Here is a 23907-nt window from a genome sequence, read left to right on the forward strand (position 1 = left end):
CATGGCCATTCGTGTGCAGCCCGAGCCGTTTGATCCGGGTGCCGAAGTCAACGCGATGCATGCGGCGAATGTCGGCGTGGGCGCAGTGGTGAGTTTTGTCGGCTATGTACGCGACTTCAACGATGGGCGCGAGGTGGCGGGGATGTTCCTGGAGCATTATCCCGGCATGACCGAGAAAGCCCTGGCCAAGATCGCCGTCGAAGCCGAACAACGCTGGCCGCTGCTCAAGCTCGAAGTGCTGCACCGCATCGGCGCGCTGGAGCCGGGCGAACCGATTGTGTTTGTGGCGGCCGCCAGCGCCCACCGCCAGGCCGCGTTCGATGCCTGTGCGTTTGTGATGGATTACCTGAAGACCCGTGCGCCGTTCTGGAAGAAGGAAAGCACCCCTGAAGGCGCGCGCTGGGTGGAAGGGCGCAGCAGTGATCACGCTGCTGCCGATCGCTGGAAATAACCAGCCGAACACAGATGCAAATGTGGGAGGGGGCAAGCCCCCGCCCACATTTTTTTATTGCATTTCAGCTTAAGGGCGTTTGCGCTCTACAGCCCGCAGCAAGTGCGTCGGCGGTGTCTCACAGCTGATCTTGCGACCCAGCAGCGCCTCGATCGACGGCAACTGATACGAGTCATCTTCGCCGGCAAAGCTGATCGACACACCCGCCGCGCCTGCGCGACCGGTACGGCCGATACGGTGCACGTAGTCGTCCGGCACTTCCGGCAGGGTGAAGTTGATCACGTGGCTGATGCCATCGATGTGAATCCCGCGCCCCGCCACGTCGGTGGCCACCAGCACGCGAATCTTGCCTTCGCGAAAGCCTTCCAGGGTCTTGATGCGCTTGTGCTGTGGCACATCGCCCGACAGTTGCGCGGCGTTGACACCATCGCGCACCAGGCGCTCTTCGATGCGGCGCACTTCGTCCTTGCGGTTGGCGAACACCATCACGCGCTCCCAGCCGTTGTCGTTGACCAGGTTATAGAGCAGCTTGTACTTGTCGGCACCGGCCACGGCATAGATGTGCTGTTCGACGTTTTCGCTGGCCACGTTCAGCGCTTCGATCTCGACGATGGACGGGTCGGTGGTCCACTGCTTGGCGAGGTTCATCACGTCTTCGGTGAAGGTCGCGGAGAACAGCAGGGTCTGGCGCTCGTTTTTCGGCGGGGTCTGGCGAATGATCTGGCGTACTTGCGGGATAAAACCCATGTCGAGCATGCGGTCGGCTTCGTCGAGCACCATCACTTCGACCATGTCCAGGTGCACGTCGCCGCGCTGGTTGAAGTCCAGCAGGCGGCCCGGAGTGGCGACCAGGATGTCGCAATGGCGGGCTTCGAGGTGCTTGAGCTGCTTGTCGAAGTCCATGCCACCGACGAACGTCATGACATTGAGGCCGGTGTACTTGGTCAGGTCGGCGGCGTCCTTGGCGATCTGCACCACCAGCTCCCGGGTCGGGGCGATGATCAGTGCGCGCGGTTCACCCATGTAGCGCTCTTTCGGCGGCGGGGTTTGCAGCAGCTGGGTGATGATCGAGATCAGGAACGCGGCGGTCTTGCCGGTACCGGTCTGGGCGCGACCGATGGCGTCTTTGCCCGCCAGGGTGAAGCCCAGCACCTCTGCCTGGATCGGCGTGCAGTACGGGAAACCCAGGTCCTGGATGGCGTGCATCAGTTCCGGGGCGAGTTTGAAATCGTGGAAGCGGGTCTTGCCTTCCTGGGGTTCGACGACGAAGTCTTCGAGTTTCCAAGGGGTGACAGGCGGTTTTGGCGCGCGTTCGCGGCGGGGTGCTTTTGGCTGGGGCGCCGGCTCGGGGGCGGCCTCGGCAGGTTTTGCCTGTTCAGGCGGCGTCACCGCTGGCTTTTTTTGCGAGGCGACAGGTGCGGGCCGGCCTGGCTGTTGACCGTCATGGCGGCTGCCGGGCGTGGGGACAGGAGCACTGGGAACAGGCGCGAGCGGCTCAGCCTCGCTTTTGCCGAACATCTTCTTAAGTGCTTTGAGCACGGTCATCTCATTAATTGGTTAAGGAATGTACGCCGGCCAGTGTAATGCAAGAATCGGGCGCGGCGTAGTGCGTCTGTCATACGGCTACATAAACGCTGGCTTTCAGCCCAGGCGGGCGGTCAACCAGGTGCCGATGTCGTGTATCTCCTCAGGTAACACTTCGTGGCCCATTGGGTATTCCTGCCATGTCACGGTGACACCACGGCTTTTCAAATGCTCATAAGCGCTGCGGCCCATGGCGTTCTGTACGACGTCGTCGTACTGGCCGTGCAGGCACAGGGTGGGAATGCGCTGCTGGCTGGCGGATAACTCCAGCTCATCCCCAAAGGTTGGAGCATAGGTGGAGAGTGCTATTACGCCGCCCAATGGCCCCTGCCATTGCTTGAACGCCGTGTGGAATACCACCGCACCGCCTTGGGAAAAACCTGCGAGGAAAACCCGCGAAGCGTCTATTCCGCCTCTCTTCTGCGTTTCGATCAAGCCCATGAGCATGTTGGCTGATTCGTCCAGCTCTTCCAGGCTGATCGAACGGGCCGGGCTCATGGCCTTGATGTCGTACCAGCTTGGCATTTCGTAACCACCGTTGATGGTCACCGGGCGAGTGGGCGCCTGGGGCAATACAAAGCGGGTCGACGACAAGGTTTCCTGGAGTGCCTCGGCCACCGGCAAAAAGTCGTAGCGATCGGCACCCAGGCCATGCAACCAGATTACGCAGGCGTCTGCGGGCTTGGCGGGCTGAATAATCAGGGGTTCGGTCATGGTTGCTCCATCTATGTGCGTGCGCTCCGATTGAGTGCATCGGAACGGTGCGCGACAGGTTGATCTGTTAAGAGAATGTCGCAAGGTTGAATGTTTTGCTATTGACCATGGGCTGAAACGACTCAGCCGGTACTCTGGTACGCGCCTTGCTATGTGTAGGTCGATGTCAGAACTTTCCTAGGGCGGTAACACTATCAGTGACTGCCGCCTGTGGGATAGCAACTGGAATTACTGCGACAACTTCATGCTGCTTGGCCCCAAAAAAAGCCAACACGGGTCAATATCGCCTCACAAGGGTGCGCTGAAGTTTTAGCTCCGACACAACAAGAGCAACTGGAGGTTTGAATGAAGGTATTGAAATCCACCCTGGCCATCGTAACCGCGGCCGCTGTACTGGGTGTCAGTGGTTTTGCCCAAGCCGGCGCCACCCTGGACGCCGTACAGAAGAAAGGCTTTGTGCAATGTGGCGTGAGTGACGGCCTGCCGGGTTTCTCGGTACCGGATGCCAGCGGCAAGATCCTCGGGATCGATGCGGACTATTGCCGCGCTGTGGCCGCTGCCGTGTTTGGCGACGCCACCAAGGTCAAATTCAGCCAGTTGAACGCCAAGGAGCGTTTCACCGCGCTTCAGTCCGGCGAAGTCGACATCCTGTCGCGTAACACCACCATGACCAGCTCCCGCGATGCGGGCATGGGCCTGAAATTCCCAGGCTTCATCACCTACTACGATGGCATCGGCTTCTTGGTGAACAACAAGCTGGGCGTTAAAAGTGCCAAGGAACTGGACGGTGCAACCATCTGCATCCAGGCCGGTACCACCACTGAGCTGAACGTTTCCGACTACTTCCGTGGTAACAACCTGAAATACACCCCCATCACCTTCGACACCTCCGACGAAAGCGCCAAGTCGCTGGAATCGGGTCGTTGCGACGTGCTGACCTCCGACAAGTCCCAACTGTTCGCCCAGCGCAGCAAGCTGGCCTCGCCGAAGGACTACGTGGTTCTGCCGGAAACCATCTCCAAGGAACCGCTGGGCCCGGTCGTGCGTAACGGCGACGACGAGTGGCTGGCTATCGTGCGCTGGGTTGGCTACGCCATGCTCAACGCTGAAGAAGCCGGTATCACCTCGAAGAACGTCGAAGCTGAAGCCAAGTCCACCAAGAACCCGGACGTCGCGCGTCTGCTCGGTGCTGACGGCGAATACGGCAAAGACTTGAAAGTGAAGAAAGACTGGGTCGTACAGATCGTCAAGCAAGTCGGTAACTACGGCGAAGTGTTCGAGCGCAACCTGGGCAAGAGCACCCCGTTGGAAATCGACCGTGGCCTGAACGCGCTGTGGAACAACGGCGGCATTCAATACGCACCACCTGTGCGCTGATCGCTGATGGTTCTATCACCCGGTGGGCCAACCGCCGGGTGATGTTCTGTTCCATTATTTCCGGGGCACTCCATGCAAAATCAAATCGGCGCACACAAGCAGAAGCTCAGCTTCAGCGATCCCAAGGTGCGTGCGTGGCTATTCCAGATCGTCACGATTGTGGCGGTGGTCTCGCTGGGCTGGTACCTGTTCAACAATACCCAGACCAACCTTCAACACCGGGGCATTACCTCGGGTTTCGACTTTCTTGAGCGCAGTGCCGGCTTCGGCATCGCTCAGCACCTGATCGACTACACCGAATCGGACAGCTATGCCCGGGTGTTTGTCATCGGCCTGCTCAACACCTTGCTGGTGACCGTGATCGGTGTGGTCCTGGCGACCCTGCTCGGCTTCATCATCGGCGTGGCGCGTTTGTCGCCCAATTGGATGATCAACAAGCTGGCGACCGTGTATGTGGAAGTGTTCCGCAACATCCCGCCGCTGCTGCAGATCCTGTTCTGGTACTTCGCGGTGTTCCTGACCATGCCGGGGCCGCGTAACAGCCACAACTTCGGCGATACCTTCTTTGTCAGCAGCCGTGGCCTGAATATGCCGGCCGCGCTGACCGCTGATGGTTTCTGGCCGTTTGTGGCCAGTGTGGTGCTTGCCATCGTGGCGATCGTGCTGATGGCGCGTTGGGCCAACAAACGCTTTGAAGCCACCGGCGTACCGTTCCACAAGTTCTGGGCGGGCCTGGCGCTGTTCATCCTGATCCCGGCGTTGTGCACCTTGATCTTCGGCGCTCCGCTGCACTGGGAAATGCCCAAGCTGCAGGGGTTCAACTTCGTCGGCGGCTGGGTACTGATCCCTGAACTGCTGGCGCTGACCCTGGCGTTGACGGTGTACACGGCGGCGTTTATCGCCGAGATCGTGCGCTCGGGCATCAAGTCCGTCAGCCACGGCCAGACCGAAGCCGCGCGCTCCCTGGGCCTGCGCCCGGGGCCGACGCTGCGCAAGGTCATCATCCCGCAAGCCTTGCGGGTGATCATTCCGCCGCTGACCAGCCAATACCTGAACCTGGCGAAAAACTCTTCGCTGGCCGCTGGTATCGGTTATCCGGAAATGGTTTCGCTGTTTGCCGGCACGGTGCTCAACCAGACCGGCCAGGCCATCGAAGTCATTGCCATCACCATGAGCGTGTACCTGGCGATCAGCATCAGCATTTCCCTGCTGATGAACTGGTACAACAAGCGCATTGCGCTGATCGAGCGGTGAGGAAACGCACATGAGTTCGCATACGTTCAAACCTGATATGCCGCCGCCGAGCAAAGTCTTCGGGCCGATGGCATGGATGCGCGCCAACCTGTTCTCCAGCTGGCTCAATACCCTGCTGACGCTGTTGGCGTTTTACCTGATCTACCTGGTGGTGCCGCCAATCCTGCACTGGGCCATCCTCGATGCCAACTGGGTCGGCACCACGCGCGCCGATTGCACGAAAGAGGGCGCGTGCTGGGTGTTTATCCAACAGCGCTTCGGGCAGTTCATGTACGGCTACTACCCCGGCGACCTGCGCTGGCGCGTGGACCTGACCGTGTGGCTGGCCATCGTCGGCGTGGCACCGTTGTTCATCTCGCGTTTCCCGCGCAAGGCGATCTATGGCCTGGGCTTCCTGGTGCTGTACCCGATCATTGCCTACTTCCTGCTGCACGGCGGCATCTTTGGCCTGAGCAACGTGGCGACCAGCCAATGGGGCGGCCTGATGCTGACTCTGGTCATCGCCACCGTCGGTATCGCCGGCGCGTTGCCGCTGGGCATTGTGCTGGCCTTGGGGCGGCGCTCGAACATGCCGGCGATTCGGGTGGTCTGCGTGACCTTTATCGAGTTCTGGCGCGGCGTGCCGTTGATCACCGTGCTGTTCATGTCTTCGGTAATGTTGCCGTTGTTCCTGCCCGAAGGCATGGGCATCGACAAGCTGCTGCGGGCGTTGATCGGCGTGATCCTGTTCCAGTCGGCCTATGTGGCTGAAGTGGTGCGCGGTGGTTTGCAGGCGATTCCCAAGGGCCAGTACGAAGCGGCCGCGGCGATGGGCCTGGGTTACTGGCGCAGCATGGGCCTGGTGATTTTGCCGCAGGCCCTGAAGATGGTGATCCCTGGCATCGTCAACACGTTTATTGCGCTGTTCAAGGACACCAGCCTGGTGATCATCATCGGCCTGTTCGACCTGCTCAACAGCGTCAAGCAAGCCGCCGCCGACCCGAAATGGTTGGGCATGGCCACCGAAGGCTACGTGTTCGCCGCCCTGGTGTTCTGGATTTTCTGTTTTGGTATGTCGCGCTATTCCATTCATTTGGAACACAAGCTCGACACAGGCCACAAGCGTTAGGAGTTGTTGTTATGAGCGAAGCGATCAAACAGCCTGTGAGCCCTGAAGGCATTATCCAGATGCAGGGCGTCAACAAGTGGTACGGCCAGTTCCACGTGTTGAAAGACATCAACCTCAACGTCAAGCAGGGCGAGCGTATCGTGCTGTGCGGCCCGTCGGGTTCCGGCAAGTCCACCACCATCCGCTGCCTCAACCGCCTGGAAGAACACCAGCAGGGCCGCATCGTGGTCGACGGCGTGGAACTGACCAACGACCTCAAGCAGATCGAAGCGATCCGCCGCGAAGTCGGCATGGTGTTCCAGCATTTCAACCTGTTCCCGCACCTGACCATCCTGCAGAACTGCACGCTGGCGCCGATGTGGGTGCGCAAGATGCCCAAGCGCAAGGCTGAAGAAATTGCCATGCACTACCTGGAACGCGTGCGCATTCCGGAGCAGGCCCACAAGTTTCCGGGCCAACTCTCGGGCGGCCAGCAACAGCGGGTGGCCATCGCCCGTGCGCTGTGCATGAAGCCGAAAATCATGCTGTTCGACGAACCGACCTCGGCCCTCGACCCGGAAATGGTCAAGGAAGTACTCGACACCATGATCGGCCTGGCCGAAGACGGCATGACCATGTTGTGCGTGACCCACGAAATGGGCTTCGCCCGTACCGTGGCCAACCGCGTGATCTTCATGGACAAGGGCGAGATCGTGGAGCAGGCGGCGCCGAATGACTTCTTCGACAACCCGCAGAATGACCGGACCAAGTTGTTCTTGAGCCAGATCCTGCATTGATCGATGTTTGAAAAAATAAACCCGGCCTGGCCGGGTTTATTTTTGTCTGTTCATGAGGCCTTGAGCGCCTCATCTTCTGTGTTCACGGTATGAGTGAACCCCCGCAGGTCAGCGCCTTCGGCCAATACCTTGGCGTCGGCGAGCAAATGAGGGTAACGGTCCAATAATCGCATCAACAGAACCAGTGGCTTCGGTGGCAGAAGCTCACCGCGTTCATAACGTGAAAAAGCGTTGTGGCCGCCACCCGACAAGAGTTGCACGGTTTCTTTTTGCGTAAGGTGCAGCTTGCGACGGATGCGTTTCATCTCGTTGCCGATCATTGTCCGTGCGGCATGGACGAGTTCATCCCCTGCTTTTGCGTGGCGTTCTGCACTATCCGGGTCATACATGCCGTCGCCGCATGCATGGCATTCCCAGCCAGAAAGGTCATCGACACGACGCTCCATCCCTTTGACGCTGATGGTCTCGCTACGGCCCTCGAACCGAGTCATGCCGTCGGGCGTACCGCATATAAAGCACTGTTGAGTCTTCATGAGTTGCACTCCTTGAAGGAGATTACCGGTGGGTTACCGCCTGAGCGGTAAGTGACCTTTATGTAAATCTCCATGCCGTGTGAACTGATGTGGTACACGTCCTGCCAGACCTTATGGTCTGCATAGGTAGTCATTGATTTGTACAACATCCTGGTTTGCAATTGAAAAACGACTTCTTGCATTTCATGGATCTCAAAGCCGAGTTTCCTTCCTGTGCTCTTCGCCGTTGAGGTAAATGCCTTTTCCTTAAGCCGCCTGACATCCGCCTTGATCACCGCCAGATCGTAATGAGGTGTGTACTTTTCCATAAGACACCTGAGCCGGATAATTACCCTCTAAGGGTAATTTTACTAATCGAAAATACTGCTCCTTTTCCTGCCTAAGAACCCTAGTGCGTTGCCTTTGTAGGTAACTCTGAATAGGCTGTAGGAAAATTCATCCTATGATTGGACGAAAGCCAACATTCCATGACAGACATCGCCCCCCTGATCAAACGCTCCCTGGTGGACCAGGCCCTGGAGCAGTTGCGCTGGCGAATTACCGAAGGCAAGTGGGCCATCGGCGAGCGCCTGCCCACCGAGCCGGAGCTGTCGGCCGAGTTGGGCATCAGCCGCAATACCGTGCGCGAAGCCATGCGCGTGCTGGCGTTCTGCGGGTTGATCGACATCCGCCAGGGCGACGGCAGTTACCTGCGTTCGGTGACTGACCCGCTGGGGGCCATGCGGGCGTTATCCCATTGCACCCTGGGACAGGCGCAGGAGACGCGGCAGATTCTCGAAGTGGAGGCCGTCGGCCTCGCTGCCGCGCGCCGTACCGAGGACGATCTCAACGGCCTGCACGAGGCACTCAAGGCCAGCGCCGAGCTGTACCACGGTGACCTGGAGGCCTATATCAGTGCTGACCTGGTGTTCCACGCACGGCTGGTGGACGCCGCGCACAACCCGGCCTTGAGCGAGCTGTACCAGTATTTTTCGGCGGTCATCGGCGCCCAGTTGCGCCAGACCCTGAACATTTCGCCGCGCCGCCAGGCGGTGTTCGACCTGCATATCGCCCTGCTCGACGCCGTGGAACACCAGGACCCGGAACGCGCCAAATCCATCTGCCGGCAGTTGATTAATGAGCCTTGAAGCCAAACGCACGCCCGAACTCGAAGAACTGTTGATCGATGCCGAAGCCGACGACGAGGTGGTGCAACACCGCCGCCCGGTGGTGAATCGCCCGTGGCTGTTGCTGTTGGGCCTGATCCTGGTGGCCTTGAACTTGCGCCCGGCGCTGTCGAGCATGGCGCCGTTGCTGGCTGACGTTTCCAGCAGCCTGGGGTTGTCGGCGGCCAGGGCCGGTTTGCTTACCACCTTGCCGGTGCTGTGCCTGGGCCTGTTCGCACCCATGGCGCCGATCCTGGCCCGGCGTTTTGGCGCCGAGCGCGTGGTGCTGGGGATTTTGCTGACCCTGGCCGCCGGCATCCTCCTGCGCAGTGCTTTTGGCGAAGTGGGTCTGTTCGCCGGCAGCCTGGTCGCGGGCGCGAGTATCGGCATCATCGGCGTATTGCTGCCGGGCATCGTCAAGCGTGATTTCGCCAGGCAGGCCGGCGCCATGACCGGGGTCTACACCATGGCCCTGTGCCTGGGGGCAGCGCTGGCGGCAGGTGCAACGGTGCCCCTCAGTCATTATTTCGGCGATCGCTGGACCTTCGGCCTGGGCTTCTGGATTGTGCCGGCGCTGGTGGCGGCGTTGTTCTGGTGGCCCCAGGTCGGCCAGAAGCAGAGTGCCCACCAGGTCGCCTATCAGGTCAAAGGCTTGCTGCGCGACCCGCTGGCCTGGCAGGTGACCTTGTACATGGGCCTGCAATCGTCCCTGGCGTACATCGTGTTTGGCTGGCTGCCGTCGATCCTGATCGGCCGTGGCTTGAGTGCCACCGAAGCCGGGTTGGCGCTGTCCGGCTCCATCATCGTGCAATTGTTCAGTTCACTGGCCGCGCCCTGGCTGGCCACGCGCGGTAAGGATCAGCGCCTGGCCATTGTGGTGGTGATGCTGCTGACCCTCGGCGGCCTGTTCGGCTGCCTGTATGCGCCACTCGACGGGCTGTGGGGCTGGGCCATTCTGTTGGGGCTGGGCCAGGGCGGGACGTTCAGCCTGGCGCTGACCTTGATTGTGCTGCGCTCACGGGATTCCCATGTGGCCGCGAACCTGTCGAGCATGGCCCAGGGCATCGGCTACACCCTGGCATCCGCCGGCCCGCTCGCGGTGGGGCTGATACACGATTGGACCGGCGGCTGGGCTGCCACCGGCTGGGTGTTCGCGGTCCTCGGCCTGGGCGCCGTCGTCGCCGGTCTCGGTGCGGGGCGGGCGAAATACGTGGGTGTCAGCAGCGAAGCCGTCTAGAGATACACCACCTCCAGGGTCGCGGAACCGTCCAGGGGAATGTCGGTGCTCAGGTCCAGGTTCTGCTTGGCATTGATCACCGCCTCCAGGGTCAGCGTGCTGGTCAGGGTTTGGATGGCGGCCGGGCCGTCGGTGCTGCCCTCGATGTCGGTGAACCCCAGCAGGCTTCGGGCGCCGATGTCGATCGGGTTTTGATTGGCCGTGCGCCAGGCCGCGCCGCCGGTGGTGGATTCGGTGCCGAACACCTGTGGCAACGGGCTGGCCGCGGTCTGCTTCGGGTCGAACTTGAGGGAGTAGACCCCGACCTTGTTGCCACTGTTGTCGTACCCCAGCCCGTAATAGATCTCGCTGTTGACGTGGGCCGAACCTTCGCGGTTGTCGCGCATGCGCAAGGCGTAGCGGCCGGGTGCGTTGCAACTGACGGTCAGCGTCAGGGACTTGAGCGGCAGCCGGGTGCCTGTGGCCTGGTTGAGGTCTTGTTGGGATATCTTGCCGAATTCGACCAACCCACCGCCGGAAAACACCGGGGTGCAGGCCATGGGAGTGATCAGGCCTGTCACGCGCAAGTCGACGGTGGAGGCGGCCTGGGCCGTCGATACAGGGGCCAGCCACGCAACGGCGGTTAGGGCGAGCAGTAACGTTTTCATGGTTTAACTCCTATAAGTACTTCACGGTCAGGGTCACGGAGCCGTCTATAGGCGCTTCTTTTGTCAGCAACAACGTGTCGGTCGGGGCGATGATCGGCTGGATCGACAAGAGGGCGCTCAGTTGTTGTACCGGCGCCGGGACGGTCACGTTCCTGATGGGGGTGAACGCGCTCAGGGCGTGTGGTGACAGAATTATCGACGGCGCCCATGTAGTAGGGCCGCTTGAGATGAGCGTGTACATCTCGACGCCGTCGGCCACGGCTGAATCGAGGCTCAAATTCAAGGCGCCCAGCCTTTGGTTGTCGTTGATCAAGCCCAGGCCGAACGAATGGCTTTGATCACCGGAATAACTGGAGCCCTGTCGGTTATCCCGGGGTTCCAGGGCCAGCAGGGTCGACGCCTGGCAGTCGATCGCCAATTTCAGGCTATGAGGCGGCAGCCGGGTGGGTTGATGGGCGTTCAGGTCCTTGGCGGCGATCTTGCCTACGTCATACACGCCACCATTGGACAGGCTGGGTTCACAGGCACTGGGGGTGAGCTGGCCGCTGACGCCCAGGTCAACGGTGGAGGCGGCCTGCGCCAGTGAGTTGAGCAATAGCGTCGTGAGGAGCAAATAGCGATTGAACATGAGGATTCCTGTGGCACTTAGAAGTAGATGATTTCCAGGGTGGCTGAACCGTCGAGTTCGATTTCGCCGCTGAGGTCCAGGTCTACGAGTGGCGCGATCACGGCGTTCAGGGTCAGCAGCGCGCTCAGGTTCTGCAGGGCGTTGGGCCCCTCCGTGCTGCCGGCGGTCGCGGTAAAGCCCAGCAAGCTGCGGGCACCCAAGGCGATGGGGGTGGCGCTGGCGCCGCTCCAGGCGTTGCCGCTGGTGGTGGAGTCGGTACGGTACATTTGGGGCAGGCTGTCGGCGGTGACCAGGGCCGGGTCGACGGTCAGCGCGTAACGGCCGATTTTCTGCCCGTGCGCGTCATGGCCCAGGCCGTAGGCGGTCTCGTCGACGCCGCCGGTGGCTGAGCCGCTTCGGTTGTCGTGCATCACCAAGGCAAAAGGCGTAGGCCCGTCACACGCGACGGTGAGGGTCAGCGGTCGGGAGGGCAGGGGCGTATCCCTGTCGTTGTTCAGGTCGCCGATCGATAACTTGCCAAAATCCACTGTCCCGCTGTTGGACAGGGTTGGCGTGCAGGCGGCCGGGGCGAAGCTGGCTTGCAGATGCAACGCCCGTGAACGGCCCGATGCGGGCGCGTCCACCAGCCCCTCCGTTTCCCAAGTGACGGCGTCGCGCACATGAGTGGCTGCATCGAGGGCCCAGGCGCTGACGTCCAGTTGCACGGAAAAACTGCTGCCGGTTGCGGGCTGGCCGTTGTACATCGGCACGATGCCGTGGTCAGCCCGCCACGTCAGCGTCGAGGCGACCGCCGCTGGCGCCTGGTCTTGCCCTGGCAGCAGGCCGAGTTCCACGGCCCGGCCATCCAGCACCCCGTCCCGCACCTGCACGCGGTAGCTGCCGCCTTCGGTGAAGCGCAAGCGCTCGGTACCGGCGGCCAGGGCGCGGTAAAACAGGCGCATGTCACTGGGTTGCGGGCAGTTCAAGGTCAGCGACAGACGGCGTTCGCCGAGCAATCGCTCTGGCGCGGATGCGGGGCCGCTGGCGCGTTTCATCAAGCCGAAATCCAGGCGCGACTGGCTGAGGTCCAGGCGGCAGTCGTCCTGTGCGTGGACGGTGCCGGCCAGGAGCGCCAAGGCGGCCAGGGCGTAGTGAAGGTTCATGATGGTGTCCTCAAGGAGTCTGGCAGCGCGCCGGGGCGGTTTCGTAGTACACGTGGGGGTCGGCCTTGGCGGGCAGTTCAAAGCGCAAGTGGCAGCGTGGCTGGCCGGGGGCCTTGATCCACAGCGTGCGGGTGTCGAGCACGTTGGGGATAAATACCTGGTTGTTTTCCTGGACCAGCGTGATGAACTCGCCGTCTTCGGTGGTCACCGCTGCGCCACGGGGCACGGGTCGGTCCAGGGTCAGCAGTGCGCGACGGGTCAGCGATACGCCGAATTCAACCCGGTCTACCGCGCCGCGCCCCGCCGATACCACGGCCAGTCCATTGCTGATGTCGGCATTGCGCGGCAATGAACGGGTTTGGACTTCCACCGGGCTACGGCCATAGGGGCTGAGCTGGGACGCCACGGCGTGGCCTTGCCAGTCGGTCCATACCGGGCCACTGGGGGTACTCACCTGCACGCCGGCCATCTCGCCCACCGACACCACGGCGAAGGTGTCGCGCACCGGGTAGGGCGAGAACGTCACCCCGCCGCCATGCATGACCACTGCGCCACGGGCACCGCCCTGGTAGCTTGAGCGCTCGGCATCGGAGCGGGTGTAGTTGAAATCCAGCTGGCTGTAGTACGGCAAGGCAGAAAGGCCGAGGGACGACTCCACCTCACGGTCGCGGGTGTCGTGTTCCACGGCGACCCGGTAAGCCAACTGCTCATTGATCTGTTCGTTGAGGCCCAGCCCGGTGCGGTGTTCACCCCCCGAGTTGCGCACCCATGCCCGGCCACGGCGACTGTCCCCAAGCGGCACGCTGAGATTCAGGTACAGGCTGTTGTCATTGTGCTGGCGGCCACTGACTTGCCATTCGGCCGTGGCGGAAACGGACACACCGCGTACCTGGGTGCCCCACGACGCCAGGGCACGGCTGCTGCTGTCGCCCTGGAACGAAGACGACCGGGACATGCCCGCACTGAACGCACCCCACCCTGGGTGGGACCAGGAAACCGTGGCGCTTTGCTGGTCGCGGTAGCGTGAGCGTTGCTGTGGCTCGGTGTCGGTGACGTACGTCGACTCGGTCAGGTCGCGGTACCCCTCAGTGCGGCAGGAGTTGGCGGCGCTGACCGCCCAGCGCTCGTTCAACTTCTGCGACCAGGACAGGTCGGTCTGCACACCGCGCTCGCGGATTCGGCGCGTCGCCTCTGCGCCCACCACGGCCACTTGCACCTGGCTGTCCTGCCAGGGCAACAACCCCAGGCTCAGGCCCGCCGAACGATAATCTTCGGCCGCCAGTACGCCGCTGCCGAAGCTGACTTGCGGATGGAGTGATGCACTCCAGCCGGCGCTCACCACCCACGGCTCGGCGGCCTGGCCATCGCCTATGCTACGTACCCGCCCGGCGGCCACCGAGTAGCCGGGCGCAGGCAGGTCCAGGCCAAGCATGGCCGCGGGTACGGTGAAGCGGCGTTCCTCGCCGGTGGCTTCCTTGACGGTCACTTCAACGTCAGAGCGCCCGTTCAGGCGCGGCACATTGCTCAACGAAAAGGGCCCGGCGGGCACCACGGTGGAGTGGATCAAGGTGCCGTTCTGGCGGACTTCGACCTGCGCCGGCCCATTGGCGATGCCGTTGATCGTCGCGCCCTGGTTCTGCTCTTGCAGGGCCTGTTCATTGAGCACTTGTACGCCGGTGATTTGCGCGCCGGCGAGTACCGGGTTGTAGAGGTTGATCTGCCCGGCCTGCAGCACCGCCTGTTGACTGGCGAAGGTGCGTTGGGCGTAGGCGTCCAGGTGGGTGGTGCGCGAGACACGGTCTTGCCAGGTTTGTACCTGGCGACTGCGTACGATCCAGTCGCCCGCATTGAAACCGACCTCGGTATTGGCCGAGGCAAAACGGCTGGTGTCGTCGCTGTATTGGCTGTATAGCCCGGTGATGTCGTAATTGATCAGCGCGGCAAAACCGCCGGTTGAATAACCGGAAATGTCCTGCGTCAGCGGACGCAGCGCCTGGGTCGGCACCACCAGGGCCAGGCTCAGGCTGGCCGGGTCGGCATCGATCACGGTTTGTGGGTAGTCCTGGAGGAAGCCGTAGCAGCTGCTTTCCTCTGCCGGGCCGGTTGACGGCATGACCAACTGGCCGGCGTCGAGCAACGGTGGGTCGAAGCACAGCGCGCCGTGCTGATCGAAGCTCACGTCCACGCGGCCACGGCGCTGGCCGTTGACGCTCAGGCTGAGCGCATGGCGCCCTGGGGCGAACCGCGGTGCCTGCATCAACAGGCTGGCAAGCTCGGGGTCGATTCCCCGCTGACGCAACGTCTGCGGGTCGAAGGCGCTGGCCGTTGATGGGGTGTCCGCCCAGGCGGCGTTCGACAGCAGTATCTGCCCCAGGAACAATGGGATAAATGCCCGGCGTGGTGAAATGCCGGGCACGGCTTTGCCGTCACGGATGTTCATGACTGTGTTCACACAAGTGCACTCATAGGATGGAAAAACCGCCACGATTTCCTATCGCTGCAGGTCGTTTCCTGGTGGCCTTAGGGGTGGCCACTTCGTTTTTATTGGCGCCGTTACGTCCCTGGGCGGCGCTGAGTTACAGGCTGATCGCGGCGTCGTGAGCCGGTACTGCAAAGCCATACACCGTGGCCGGTTGCAGGCGTACGGTGGTGGCTGCCGCGCCATTGGTCGTCACCGTCAGTGTTTCGCCTGGCAACACGTAGGTGCGCGGCAACATGGCCGAGCCGTTGCCAGGCAGCAATTGCAGCTCCTGGGCCAGGCGTACCACGTACGGCGTGGGGTTACGCACGCTCAGTTGGTCATTGTCCAAATGCCAGGTCAGGCCCAGCCAAGGCTCGCGGTTACGCGCCAGGCCTTTGGGGTGAATGATCACCGGCAGGTTCTGGCGCACGGTCACACCCACTTGGGCGCGCCCGGCCCGGTTGGGGTCCTGCTGGGCAGGCATGCCTTCGAAAATCACCCGCTTGAGGCGCTGGGTCTTCAACGGCTCCTGGCTTTGCAGGATGAAACGCACCAACTGGCTTTTGGACGCTTCGACCCGGCTCAGGGGCGGGGTGACGAACAACAGGGTTTCGGGGTCCTCGGGGATGTTCTCGAGGGTCACGTGCATCAGGGCCACTTTGTTATCGGTGTTGCTCACTGACACAGAGGCTTCGCCATCTGCTTCATAGACGAGCACCACCGACGTGTCCGGCACCATGCCATCGGCCAGGCTGGCGGTGGCAACGCACAAGAGGCCAAGGGTAAGGCCGATCCAATGCCAGGTTGATAAAGAGCTGTACATCGTCATTACTCGCGAGGATTAGAGGTACTTGAGGTCCAGGGTGATTGAACCGTCGAGGGGGACTTCTTCTTTCAGGGTCAGGGTGTTGGCCGGGCTGATGGACGTGTCCACCCGCAGACTCGCCACCAGTTGGCGCAAGGGCCCGGGCAACAGCACGCCGGCCGGGGCGAATGCCATGAGTTTGCGTGGGTAGGCGTGGGGCTCGGGTGTCCAGGTGGCGCCATTGTCCGCCGAGGTCAGGGTCTGCAAGGTAGCGTTGTCCCCCACTGGGCCGCGCAGTGACAAACTGACGTGCCCCAGGCGTTCGCTCGGCGCATGGATGTTCATGCCCAAGCCGTAGAACACCTGCGGGTCCGGGGACGAATTGCCCTGGTTGTCGATGCCTGTGAGGGCAAACAGGGTTGGGCCTTCGCAACTGATGCTCAGCCCCATTTGCTGGTTGGGCAGCACGGTGAAGTCAGTCAGGTTCAGCGTGCGTGCCGGGATCTTGCCGTAATCGACCAGGCCGCTGTCAGACAGCGAAACCGAGCAGGCCTGGGGCGTGATGCGACCGGCTATATCCAAGTCCACGGCGGATCTGGCGAAGGAGGGCGTCAGGTGCAAGGCGAGCAAGGTAAGTGCCAAACAGTGGATAGGTCGATTCATCGGGCAAAATCCCTGTGGGGGTTTTAGAGGTAATGGACTTCAACGGTACCGCTGGCCCGGAAGGCGACTTCTTCTGTCAGGGTCAGGCCGTCGGCACGGGCAATCTCCGCATAGATCTTCAAGTCGGTCGCAAAGTGCGTGCTGGGGATAGGCTGTGTCGGGTCGGTCGGATTGCTGGGGGCATGCAGTGAGTCGCCGATGTAAAACCCTTGGCCATTGTTACGGCTCCAGGTTTTGCCACCGTCTTCCGACTCGCTGATGTGTACGGTTTGGTTATCGGTCGTGGAGTTTTCAAAGGTGATACGGACCAGGCCGATCTTCTCTTGGGCCGGTGTCAGGCCCAGCCCCAGATACCAATAATTACTGCTGGTATCCGGCTGATTGTCGATGAGCTTGAACGCCATGGCGGTCGGGCCCTCGCAGTCGATTTTCAGCAGTAACCGGTTCTCTGCCAGCTTTGTTGTTGAGGTCTGGTTCAGGTCTTTCGCCGCCACCTTGCCGTAATCGATCTGCCCACCCGCCGATAGGCTGGGTGTGCAGGAGCTGGGGGTGATCAACCCCTTGACGCTCAGGTCGACAGTGGAGGCGGCGAATGCAGGTGCAAGACTGCCGAGCAAGCAACAGCTGATCAGGCTTTTAAGTGTGGTCTTCATGATGAGGAATATTCTTGGTAGAAGGGATCAGGGTCAGGGAATTACAGGTACTTCACTTGAAGGGTGGCGCTGCCATCGATGGGCACTTCGTCCACCAGGGGCAGGTCCTTGGCCGGTACCAGGGTGGTGAAGGCGCTCAAGCGGGCGTTCAGCACCTTGATGGCGATGGGCGTATAGAGGTCTGCCGGGGCGGCAAAGGCTGTGATACCGGCGTGGCCCAGGTATGACGAGATCCGCCAACTGCTGCCGCCGTTGCTGGACATGATGGCGTGCACCGGTTGAGTGTCGGCCACCGCGTCGAACACGCTGAAGGCGGCGCTGCCCAGCATTTGGTCGTCGTTGATGGTGCCCAGGCCATGGCTGGCGGGGTGAATGGCCGACGTACCGGCGCGGTTGTCGACGGTGGTCAGGGTAAAGAAGGTGGCCGCCTCGCAATTGACTTCCAGCAGCAACTCGCCGGTTGGCAGGCGGGTGGGCTGCTCTGGGTTGAGGTCCTTTACCGTCAGCTTGCCGTGGTCGACGATGCCGCCGCTGGACAACGTCGGTGTGCAGGAACTGGGCGTGATGGTCCCGCCGACACTCAAACTGGTGCTGCTGGCCGCGAAAGTCGCGGGTGCGCAGGCAATCAGCAGGCTGGCCACGAGGCCTGAGGTGAATCTATCCATGGGTAATCGTCCTGATTGAAGACGGGAACCATCTGCAAGCCGGCCGCTGGCAGTGTGGCGCAACCGTCGATAGGGGGGCTCCCATGCAGGGCAGGGAGGAGGGCGGTATGCTTCATGCCTGCGTGCTACAGGTACTTGACTTCAAGCGTGGCGAGGCCGTCGATTTCAACCTCTTCCTGGCCCATGTCCCAACTGTTGGTGGCGTTGATAAAGGTAGTGACCATCAGGTCTGCAGTGACGTTTTTGAGGGGGATAGGGCCCTCTCGACCGGTTGGCCTGTCACGAAACCCCAGCAGCTCCAAAGGACTGGTGATGGCTTCTTCATTGTTCATCCAGGTCAGGCCGCCATCCCTCGAGAGAATCGGGTAGAGGGGGCCGCCGTCGCCGTTGACAGGGTTCCCATACTCCAGATCGTACTGGCCGAGTTTTTGCGTACCGTTGACGAAGCCCAGGCCGAAACTATTCGAGTAGGTGGCCGAGCCTGCCCGGTTATCGGTTGCCTGGACCGCGAACAGGGTATGGGCGTCGCAGCCGATGGTCAGTTTCAAGACGGATGTAGGGAGACGGGTCCAATTGGTCGGGCTGAGGTCCTTGGCCGAAATCTTGCCGTGATCGACGACGCCATTAGCGGACAAGGATGGCGTGCACGCCGTCGGGGTGATCAGGCCAGTGACGGTCAGGTCCACACTGCTGGCGGCAACCGCAGCACCTGAGGTGGCGAGCATGACGAGAGTGGCGAGTGCTGCTAGGGGCTTTTTCATGTTTTGAAGTTCCGGTGCAAGGCTTGCTGACGGCAGGAAAACAGGAGATGCCGTCTGGTTTTCAGCGACCGGCGTGATGGCTGGTCGTCCCTCTCCGTGGGATGCGGCGCAATTTATCGGTCGTCGGTGTTGGCGCAAATACAACAATTACGAGAGTGAGTGGATCTTGCGCACGTGCAATAACTGATGTCGGAACGGGCTTGTCTATGTGTAGGTTTTATTAACTTTTCGTAGTTGTTGTATCGCCGGCACGCCTCGCTTCAACTATTTTCCCTTCTGATCAATAAAAGATTCTCAACGGGATGGCTCATGACGAGATCCGCCAACTCAGGGGGGGGCATGCAGGGCAGGGAGGAGGGCGGTACGCTTCATGCCTGCGGCTACAGGTACTTGACTTCGAGCGTGGCGAGGCCGTCGATTTCAACCTCTTCCTGGCCCATGTCCCAACTGTTGGTGGGGTTGAAAAAGGTAATGACCATCAGGTCAGCAGTGACGTTTTTCAGGGGGATAGGGCCCAGTTGACCGAATCGAGTGTCACGAAACCCCGCCAGCGCCAAAGGACCGGTGCTGGCATCTTCATTGTTCATCCAGGTCAGGCCGCCATCCCTCGAGAGAATCGGGTAGAGGGGGCCGCCGTCGCCGTTGACAGGGTTCCCATACTCCAGACTGTACTGGCCGAATTTTTGCGTACCGTTGACGAAGCCCAGGCCGAAACTGGTCGGGGCGGTGGCCGAGCCTGCTCGGTTATCGGTTGCCTGGACAGCGAACAGGGTATGGGCGTCGCACGCGATGGCCAATTTCAAGACGGCTGGAGGGAGAGCGGTCCAGTTGGTCGGGCTGAGGTCCTTGGCCGAAATCTTGCCGTGATCGACGACGCCATTAGCGGACAAGGATGGCGTGCAAGCCGTCGGGGTGATCAGGCCGGTGACGGTCAGGTCCACACTGCTGGCGGCAACCGCAGCACCTGAGGTGGCGAGCATGACGAGAGTGGCGAGTGCTGCTAGGGGCTTTTTCATGTTTTGAAGTTCCGGTGCAAGGCTTGCTGACGGCAGGAAAACAGGAGATGCCGTCTGGTTTTCAGCGACCGGCGTGATGGCTGGTCGTCCCTCTCCGTGGGATGCGGCGCAATTTATCGGTCGTCGGTGTTGGCGCAAATACAACAATTACGAGAGTGAGTGGATCTTGCGCACGTGCAATAACTGATGTCGGAACGGGCTTGTCTATGTGTAGGTTTTATTAACTTTTCGTAGTTGTTGTATCGCCGGCACGCCTCGCTTCAAATATTTTCTTCCCTCTGATTAGTAAAAAAGATTCTCAACAGGATGGCTCGCCTTGCCGATATAGGCGTGCGGGCCACTGCCGCCGATCTATGCCTGTTTTGTAGGGGCGTTCCATCCAGGCCCGCGCATTGCGGTAAGTCGAGGTAGTCATGTCATCGGACATTCGCCCAGTCGACGGCGCTGGGGATGATCCGCTGCCGTCAAATGCCTCGCCTGCCCATTGGCAGGATTGCACAGTGCTGGTAGTCGACGACCATCCTGCCTATCGCATGATGATGAGCGCGATGCTGCAGCAGTTGGGGTTGGGCTGCGAGACCTGCGGTGATGGCCAGGCCGCGCTTGCCGCGCTCGATGGGCAACCGTTCGACCTGATCCTCACGGACTGCCAGATGCCGGTCATGAATGGTTATGCCTTGGCCCGTGAAGTGCGCCGTCGAGAGCGTGAGTCGATGGCCGAGCCCGTACCGATCGTTGCCTTGACCTCCAACCTTGGGCCGAATGAAGTCCACCAATGCCTGGACGCGGGCATCAATGCCTGGCTGATCAAGCCCCTGACGTTCGGTCAACTGCGCAATGTCTTGCTGTATTGGTTGGCGGACGGCACCCCACTGGTGACAGACGTGCCGCGCACCCGAGAAGAGGATTGGCCGACGCGCGCCAGGCTGGTGCAACTGTTTGGTAGTGCGCAAGTGCTGGATGGGATGCTGGCCAGCCTGGTGCAGGAGGTACGCCAGGATTTGCAAGCCTTGTCCCATGCCATGGCGCATGTGGATGCGGACCAGACAGCACAGCACTTGCACCGCCTGATCGGAAGCGTGGCGTTCCTGGGGGGCACTCCGCTGGAGGCGCGCGGCATCCAGTTGATCAGCGCCGTGACGCGTGATGGGGTGGCGTTGCATGCCAGGGCGTTGTTTGGGTTACGGCAAGACTTGGTTCGTTATGTGGAATATCTGAAAGCTCTTTAGTGTTGATGTGTAGGACCTTTATTAAGGTTTGCGTAGGTTTTTTCTGTAGCCGTGTTCTTTTTGTTTTGTAGGTGAAAATCTTGCTCTCATAGATTGCTGGGCCACCTGCTGCTGCTGCTGTTTTTGCCGGTTGTTGCGGGTTGCATCCGGCGCTATTTTTGCCCGAATCAAGTTGCCATCATGGTGGTTCCAATGCTTCGAGTAATTATTGCCGACGACCATCCGATTGTACGTATCGGCCAAAAAGTGGTGATTGAAGCCAACGGTCGCTGCAAAGTGGTGGGCGAGGCCGACGGGCCCGATCAATTACTGGCGCTGATCGACAGCACACCCTGCGATATCGTGGTGACTGATTTCGCCATGCCGGGTAACCAGCAGGCCGATGGTTATAGCCTGCTGAGCCTGATGCATCGCAAGCACCCCGAGCTCCCGGTGATTCTGGTCACCATGTTCGCCAACGTCGCGACCTTGCGCACGTCCTTCGCCCACGGCGCCCGGGCCATCATTGCTAAAAGTGCATCGGCCAGGGAGTTGCCTCAAGCCATTCAATCGATCAGCACCGGCAAGACGTTCATCAGCGAATGCCTGCGTCAGCAACTGGTGGAGGCGGGTACCGGGGATCAGCAAGCCGTGCCGCAATTGTCCGGCAAGGAGCGCGAGGTGGTGCGCATGCTCGCCAGCGGCATGACCGTCAGCCAGATCGCCGCGCGGGTCAACCGGAGTATCTCGACGATCAGCAAGCAGAAAAGCACCGCGATGAACCGGTTGTGTATTTCCACTGACGTGGATTTGTTCGCCTACGCCCGCAGCAGTGGGATGGTGCCCTGAGGTTGGCCAGGCAAGCGAGATAGAACGGACAAACAGTATCCCCTGGCGAGCGGGCTAGCTGTGGCGAGCGGGCTTGCCCCGCGTTGGGCTGCGAAGCAGCCCCAAAAACCTCAGGCCGCGGTCCATCTGAAACAGCGCGGTGATCTTAGTGGGGCTGCTGCGCAGCCCAACGCGGGGCAAGCCCGCTCGCCACGACAAGCCCGCTCGCCACGACAAGCAGGCTCGCCACAGCAAGCCCGCTTGCCACAGTGACAGTGTTCCTCCTTGACTGACTGGCATTAAGCAAGCCCACTCATTTGCACAGTGAATGACAGTAGCCTTGGCGGCGCGACCGGCTTATCGTGCGTCAACTCTTCTGACGCCAAAGGACCCCGCCCATGAGTGATGCCCATAACGCCCTGATCACCGAGTTCTACAGCGCCTTCCAGCGCCTGGATGCCGAAGCCATGGCCGCCTGCTACACCGACGATGTGATCTTCAGCGACCCGGCGTTCGGCGAGTTGCGTGGGCGTGATGCCGGGGATATGTGGCGCATGCTCACCACGCGGGCCAAGGACTTTTCCCTGACGTTCGACCATGTGCGCAGCGATGAGCGCACCGGCAGCGCGCATTGGGTGGCGACTTACCTATTCAGCGCGACCGGCAATACCGTGGTCAACGACATCGGCGCGCGGTTTGTGTTTCGCGACGGCAAGATCTGCGAGCACCACGACCATTTCGACCTGTGGCGTTGGTCGCGCCAGGCCCTGGGCCTCAAGGGGCTGTTGCTGGGCTGGTCGCCGGCATTGAAAAACGCGGTGCGCGCCCAGGCGCTCAAAGGCTTGAAGGCATTCCAGGCCGGTCGTTGATAAGATCAGCGCTCTTCTGGTTTGCCGAAATCGATTCGTGATGACTCCCACTCAAGCCAAACCCTGGTTCGTGTACCTGGTGCGTGCCGCCAATGGCTCACTCTATTGCGGCATCAGCAACGACCCGGTGCGCCGCTTTGCTTCTCATCAAAGCGGCAAGGGCGCGCGGTTCTTTTTGTCCAGCCCCGCCGTGGCGTTGGTCTACACCGAGCAGTGCGCGAGCAAGGGCGAGGCGCTGCGCCAGGAACGGCTGATCAAGAAGCTGAAAAAAAGTGCCAAGGAGTGCCTGGCCGCGAGTGGTTCATTGATTTGAGTGATGGGTTCCCATCGTCCCCACGTACGGTTTTGCGGGCTAAGCTAGCGGTTCATTCCATTGAGCGGAGCCTGGCATGTCTGAGTTGATCCTGCACCACTACCCGCAGTCCCCCTTTGCTGAAAAAGCCCGCCTGCTCCTGGGGTTCAAGGGGTTGTCGTGGCGCTCGGTGCTTATCTCGCCGGTGATGCCCAAGCCTGATCTGACCGCCTTGACCGGGGGCTATCGCAAGACGCCGGTGTTGCAGGTCGGCGCCGATATTTACTGCGACACCGCCTTGATCGCCCGCCGCCTGGAGCAGGAAAAAGCGGCACCGACGCTGTTTCCCCAGGGCCTGGAACTGGTCACCCAGGGCTTTGCGGCCTGGGCGGATTCGGTGGTATTTGCCCATGCCGTGGCGCTGGTGTTCCAGCCTGAATCCCTGGCGGTCAAGTTTGCCAAGGTGCCGCCGCACCTGCTCCAGGTGCTGGTGGACGACCGCAGCAAACTGTTCAGCGGTGGCAGTGCCGCGCGGGTGTCCTTGGAGGTGGCCTTGCATCAATGGCCGGCGCTGGCCGGTCGCATTGAGCAGCAGTTGCAGCACTCGGTGGGGGATTTCCTGTTCGGTGAGCCTTCGATTGCCGACTTCGCCCTGGCCCATCCGCTGTGGTTCCTCAAAGGCTCGACGGTGACGGCGCCGCTGGTGGACGCATACCCCGCTGTCGCGGCCTGGCTGGAGCGGGTGCTGAGCGTTGGTCATGGCACCGCCAGTGAGATGACTGCCGAGCACGCCTTGGAGGTGGCGCGAAACGCCACGCCAGCCGCGTTGCCCGATGAACTGTTCGATGACCTGAATGGTTTCAAGGCCGGGCAGCCGGTGACGATCAGCGCTACGGATTATGGCGTTGACCCGGTGGCCGGCGAGCTGCGGTTTGTCGGGCGCGAAGAGCTGATCCTGCGGCGTACCGATGAACGCGCTGGCACCGTGCATGTGCATTTCCCACGCATGGGTTTCCGCATTCAGGCGCAATAAATAAAAAATATCTGCAAATAAATGTGAGGTTTTTCGACAGCCCATCCGTGTAGTGCT

At 61.2% G+C, this 23907-nt stretch carries 26 protein-coding genes; 12 read left to right on the forward strand and 14 right to left on the reverse strand.

Annotation, left to right across the window (positions count from 1 at the left end; genetic code table 11):
• Nucleotide 1 precedes the first annotated feature (1 nt).
• Nucleotides 2–451 (forward strand): molybdopterin synthase catalytic subunit MoaE, encoded by a 450-nt coding sequence (gene moaE / locus AB7933_RS06795; protein WP_024073565.1) that lies wholly within the window; start codon nt 2–4, stop codon nt 449–451.
• 69 nt (nt 452–520) lie between these two features.
• Here moaE and rhlB read toward each other — a convergent pair whose 3' ends face one another.
• Both rhlB and AB7933_RS06805 read right to left on the reverse strand, forming a co-directional pair.
• A complete protein-coding gene (gene rhlB / locus AB7933_RS06800; protein WP_024073566.1) occupies nt 521–1996 on the reverse strand; it encodes an ATP-dependent RNA helicase RhlB in 1476 nt (491 codons plus the stop codon).
• Nucleotides 1997–2092: 96 nt separating this feature from the next.
• The gene (locus AB7933_RS06805; protein ID WP_024073567.1) at nt 2093–2749 is read right to left on the reverse strand and encodes an alpha/beta hydrolase; all 657 of its coding nucleotides are present in this window, start codon (nt 2747–2749) and stop codon (nt 2093–2095) included.
• Between the two features lie 345 nt (nt 2750–3094).
• On the opposite strand from AB7933_RS06805, the gene AB7933_RS06810 reads away from it, so the two are divergent.
• The 4 genes from AB7933_RS06810 to AB7933_RS06825 all read left to right on the forward strand — a co-directional run bounded on the left by AB7933_RS06810 (nt 3095) and on the right by AB7933_RS06825 (nt 7264).
• Nucleotides 3095–4126: an amino acid ABC transporter substrate-binding protein gene (locus AB7933_RS06810; RefSeq protein WP_024073568.1), complete on the forward strand. Its 1032-nt coding sequence runs from the start codon at nt 3095–3097 to the stop codon at nt 4124–4126.
• A 72-nt stretch (nt 4127–4198) separates the two neighbouring features.
• Nucleotides 4199–5380, forward strand: a complete 1182-nt coding sequence (locus AB7933_RS06815) for an amino acid ABC transporter permease (RefSeq protein ID WP_024073569.1) — start codon at nt 4199–4201, stop codon at nt 5378–5380.
• Nucleotides 5381–5390: 10 nt separating this feature from the next.
• The gene (locus tag AB7933_RS06820; RefSeq protein ID WP_024073570.1) at nt 5391–6488 is read left to right on the forward strand and encodes an amino acid ABC transporter permease; all 1098 of its coding nucleotides are present in this window, start codon (nt 5391–5393) and stop codon (nt 6486–6488) included.
• An 11-nt stretch (nt 6489–6499) separates the two neighbouring features.
• Nucleotides 6500–7264 carry an amino acid ABC transporter ATP-binding protein gene (locus AB7933_RS06825; RefSeq protein WP_003171943.1) on the forward strand — a complete coding sequence of 255 codons (765 nt, stop codon included), beginning with the start codon at nt 6500–6502 and terminating at the stop codon, nt 7262–7264.
• A gap of 50 nt (nt 7265–7314) precedes the next feature.
• Here AB7933_RS06825 and AB7933_RS06830 read toward each other — a convergent pair whose 3' ends face one another.
• Together AB7933_RS06830 and AB7933_RS06835 are read right to left on the reverse strand one after the other, a co-directional pair.
• The gene (locus AB7933_RS06830; RefSeq protein WP_024073571.1) at nt 7315–7797 is read right to left on the reverse strand and encodes a type II toxin-antitoxin system MqsA family antitoxin; all 483 of its coding nucleotides are present in this window, start codon (nt 7795–7797) and stop codon (nt 7315–7317) included.
• A complete protein-coding gene (locus tag AB7933_RS06835) occupies nt 7794–8105 on the reverse strand; it encodes a type II toxin-antitoxin system MqsR family toxin (RefSeq protein WP_024073572.1) in 312 nt (103 codons plus the stop codon). The genes AB7933_RS06830 and AB7933_RS06835 overlap by 4 nt, the downstream gene beginning before the upstream one ends.
• Nucleotides 8106–8264: 159 nt before the next feature.
• On the opposite strand from AB7933_RS06835, the gene AB7933_RS06840 reads away from it, so the two are divergent.
• Together AB7933_RS06840 and AB7933_RS06845 are read left to right on the forward strand one after the other, a co-directional pair.
• Complete coding sequence (locus tag AB7933_RS06840; protein WP_041161103.1) at nt 8265–8924, forward strand: FadR/GntR family transcriptional regulator; 660 nt, start codon at nt 8265–8267, stop codon at nt 8922–8924.
• The gene (locus tag AB7933_RS06845) at nt 8914–10179 is read left to right on the forward strand and encodes a CynX/NimT family MFS transporter (protein WP_024073574.1); all 1266 of its coding nucleotides are present in this window, start codon (nt 8914–8916) and stop codon (nt 10177–10179) included. Before AB7933_RS06840 ends, AB7933_RS06845 begins: the two co-directional genes overlap by 11 nt.
• Here AB7933_RS06845 and AB7933_RS06850 read toward each other — a convergent pair.
• The 10 genes from AB7933_RS06850 to AB7933_RS06895 form a co-directional block, all read right to left on the reverse strand.
• Nucleotides 10176–10826, reverse strand: coding sequence for a DUF1120 domain-containing protein (locus AB7933_RS06850; protein WP_024073575.1), 651 nt, complete (start codon nt 10824–10826; stop codon nt 10176–10178). The genes AB7933_RS06845 and AB7933_RS06850 overlap by 4 nt on opposite strands.
• Nucleotides 10827–10836: 10 nt before the next feature.
• Nucleotides 10837–11454: a DUF1120 domain-containing protein gene (locus AB7933_RS06855; protein ID WP_024073576.1), complete on the reverse strand. Its 618-nt coding sequence runs from the start codon at nt 11452–11454 to the stop codon at nt 10837–10839.
• Nucleotides 11455–11471: 17 nt separating this feature from the next.
• Nucleotides 11472–12596: a DUF1120 domain-containing protein gene (locus AB7933_RS06860; protein ID WP_024073577.1), complete on the reverse strand. Its 1125-nt coding sequence runs from the start codon at nt 12594–12596 to the stop codon at nt 11472–11474.
• 10 nt (nt 12597–12606) lie between these two features.
• Nucleotides 12607–15036 carry a fimbria/pilus outer membrane usher protein gene (locus tag AB7933_RS06865; protein WP_024073578.1) on the reverse strand — a complete coding sequence of 810 codons (2430 nt, stop codon included), beginning with the start codon at nt 15034–15036 and terminating at the stop codon, nt 12607–12609.
• A gap of 136 nt (nt 15037–15172) precedes the next feature.
• Nucleotides 15173–15886 carry a fimbria/pilus chaperone family protein gene (locus AB7933_RS06870; RefSeq protein ID WP_081329152.1) on the reverse strand — a complete coding sequence of 238 codons (714 nt, stop codon included), beginning with the start codon at nt 15884–15886 and terminating at the stop codon, nt 15173–15175.
• 12 nt (nt 15887–15898) lie between these two features.
• Nucleotides 15899–16525 carry a DUF1120 domain-containing protein gene (locus AB7933_RS06875; protein WP_024073580.1) on the reverse strand — a complete coding sequence of 209 codons (627 nt, stop codon included), beginning with the start codon at nt 16523–16525 and terminating at the stop codon, nt 15899–15901.
• Nucleotides 16526–16548: 23 nt separating this feature from the next.
• The gene (locus tag AB7933_RS06880; RefSeq protein WP_024073581.1) at nt 16549–17178 is read right to left on the reverse strand and encodes a DUF1120 domain-containing protein; all 630 of its coding nucleotides are present in this window, start codon (nt 17176–17178) and stop codon (nt 16549–16551) included.
• A 41-nt stretch (nt 17179–17219) separates the two neighbouring features.
• Nucleotides 17220–17843, reverse strand: a complete 624-nt coding sequence (locus AB7933_RS06885; protein ID WP_024073582.1) for a DUF1120 domain-containing protein — start codon at nt 17841–17843, stop codon at nt 17220–17222.
• A 125-nt stretch (nt 17844–17968) separates the two neighbouring features.
• Entirely contained in the window at nt 17969–18604 is a 636-nt protein-coding gene (locus AB7933_RS06890) for a DUF1120 domain-containing protein (RefSeq protein WP_024073583.1), read from the reverse strand.
• Nucleotides 18605–18984: 380 nt separating this feature from the next.
• A complete protein-coding gene (locus AB7933_RS06895) occupies nt 18985–19620 on the reverse strand; it encodes a DUF1120 domain-containing protein (RefSeq protein WP_024073584.1) in 636 nt (211 codons plus the stop codon).
• 413 nt (nt 19621–20033) lie between these two features.
• Between AB7933_RS06895 and AB7933_RS06900 the strand changes: the two genes are divergently transcribed.
• The 5 genes from AB7933_RS06900 (at nt 20034) to AB7933_RS06920 (ending at nt 23850) form a co-directional block, all read left to right on the forward strand.
• On the forward strand, nt 20034–20849 hold the full coding sequence (locus AB7933_RS06900) for a response regulator (RefSeq protein WP_024073585.1): 816 nt from the start codon (nt 20034–20036) through the stop codon (nt 20847–20849).
• A 192-nt stretch (nt 20850–21041) separates the two neighbouring features.
• Nucleotides 21042–21677 (forward strand): response regulator transcription factor, encoded by a 636-nt coding sequence (locus tag AB7933_RS06905; protein WP_024073586.1) that lies wholly within the window; start codon nt 21042–21044, stop codon nt 21675–21677.
• Nucleotides 21678–22054: 377 nt separating this feature from the next.
• A complete protein-coding gene (locus tag AB7933_RS06910) occupies nt 22055–22525 on the forward strand; it encodes a nuclear transport factor 2 family protein (protein WP_024073587.1) in 471 nt (156 codons plus the stop codon).
• A gap of 40 nt (nt 22526–22565) precedes the next feature.
• Nucleotides 22566–22838: a GIY-YIG nuclease family protein gene (locus tag AB7933_RS06915; RefSeq protein ID WP_024073588.1), complete on the forward strand. Its 273-nt coding sequence runs from the start codon at nt 22566–22568 to the stop codon at nt 22836–22838.
• Nucleotides 22839–22914: 76 nt separating this feature from the next.
• The gene (locus AB7933_RS06920; protein WP_024073589.1) at nt 22915–23850 is read left to right on the forward strand and encodes a glutathione S-transferase family protein; all 936 of its coding nucleotides are present in this window, start codon (nt 22915–22917) and stop codon (nt 23848–23850) included.
• Nucleotides 23851–23907: the final 57 nt, after the last annotated feature.

Source organism: Pseudomonas gorinensis (genome assembly GCF_042015035.1).
In the GTDB taxonomy this organism is placed as follows: Bacteria; Pseudomonadota; Gammaproteobacteria; order Pseudomonadales; family Pseudomonadaceae; genus Aquipseudomonas; species Aquipseudomonas gorinensis.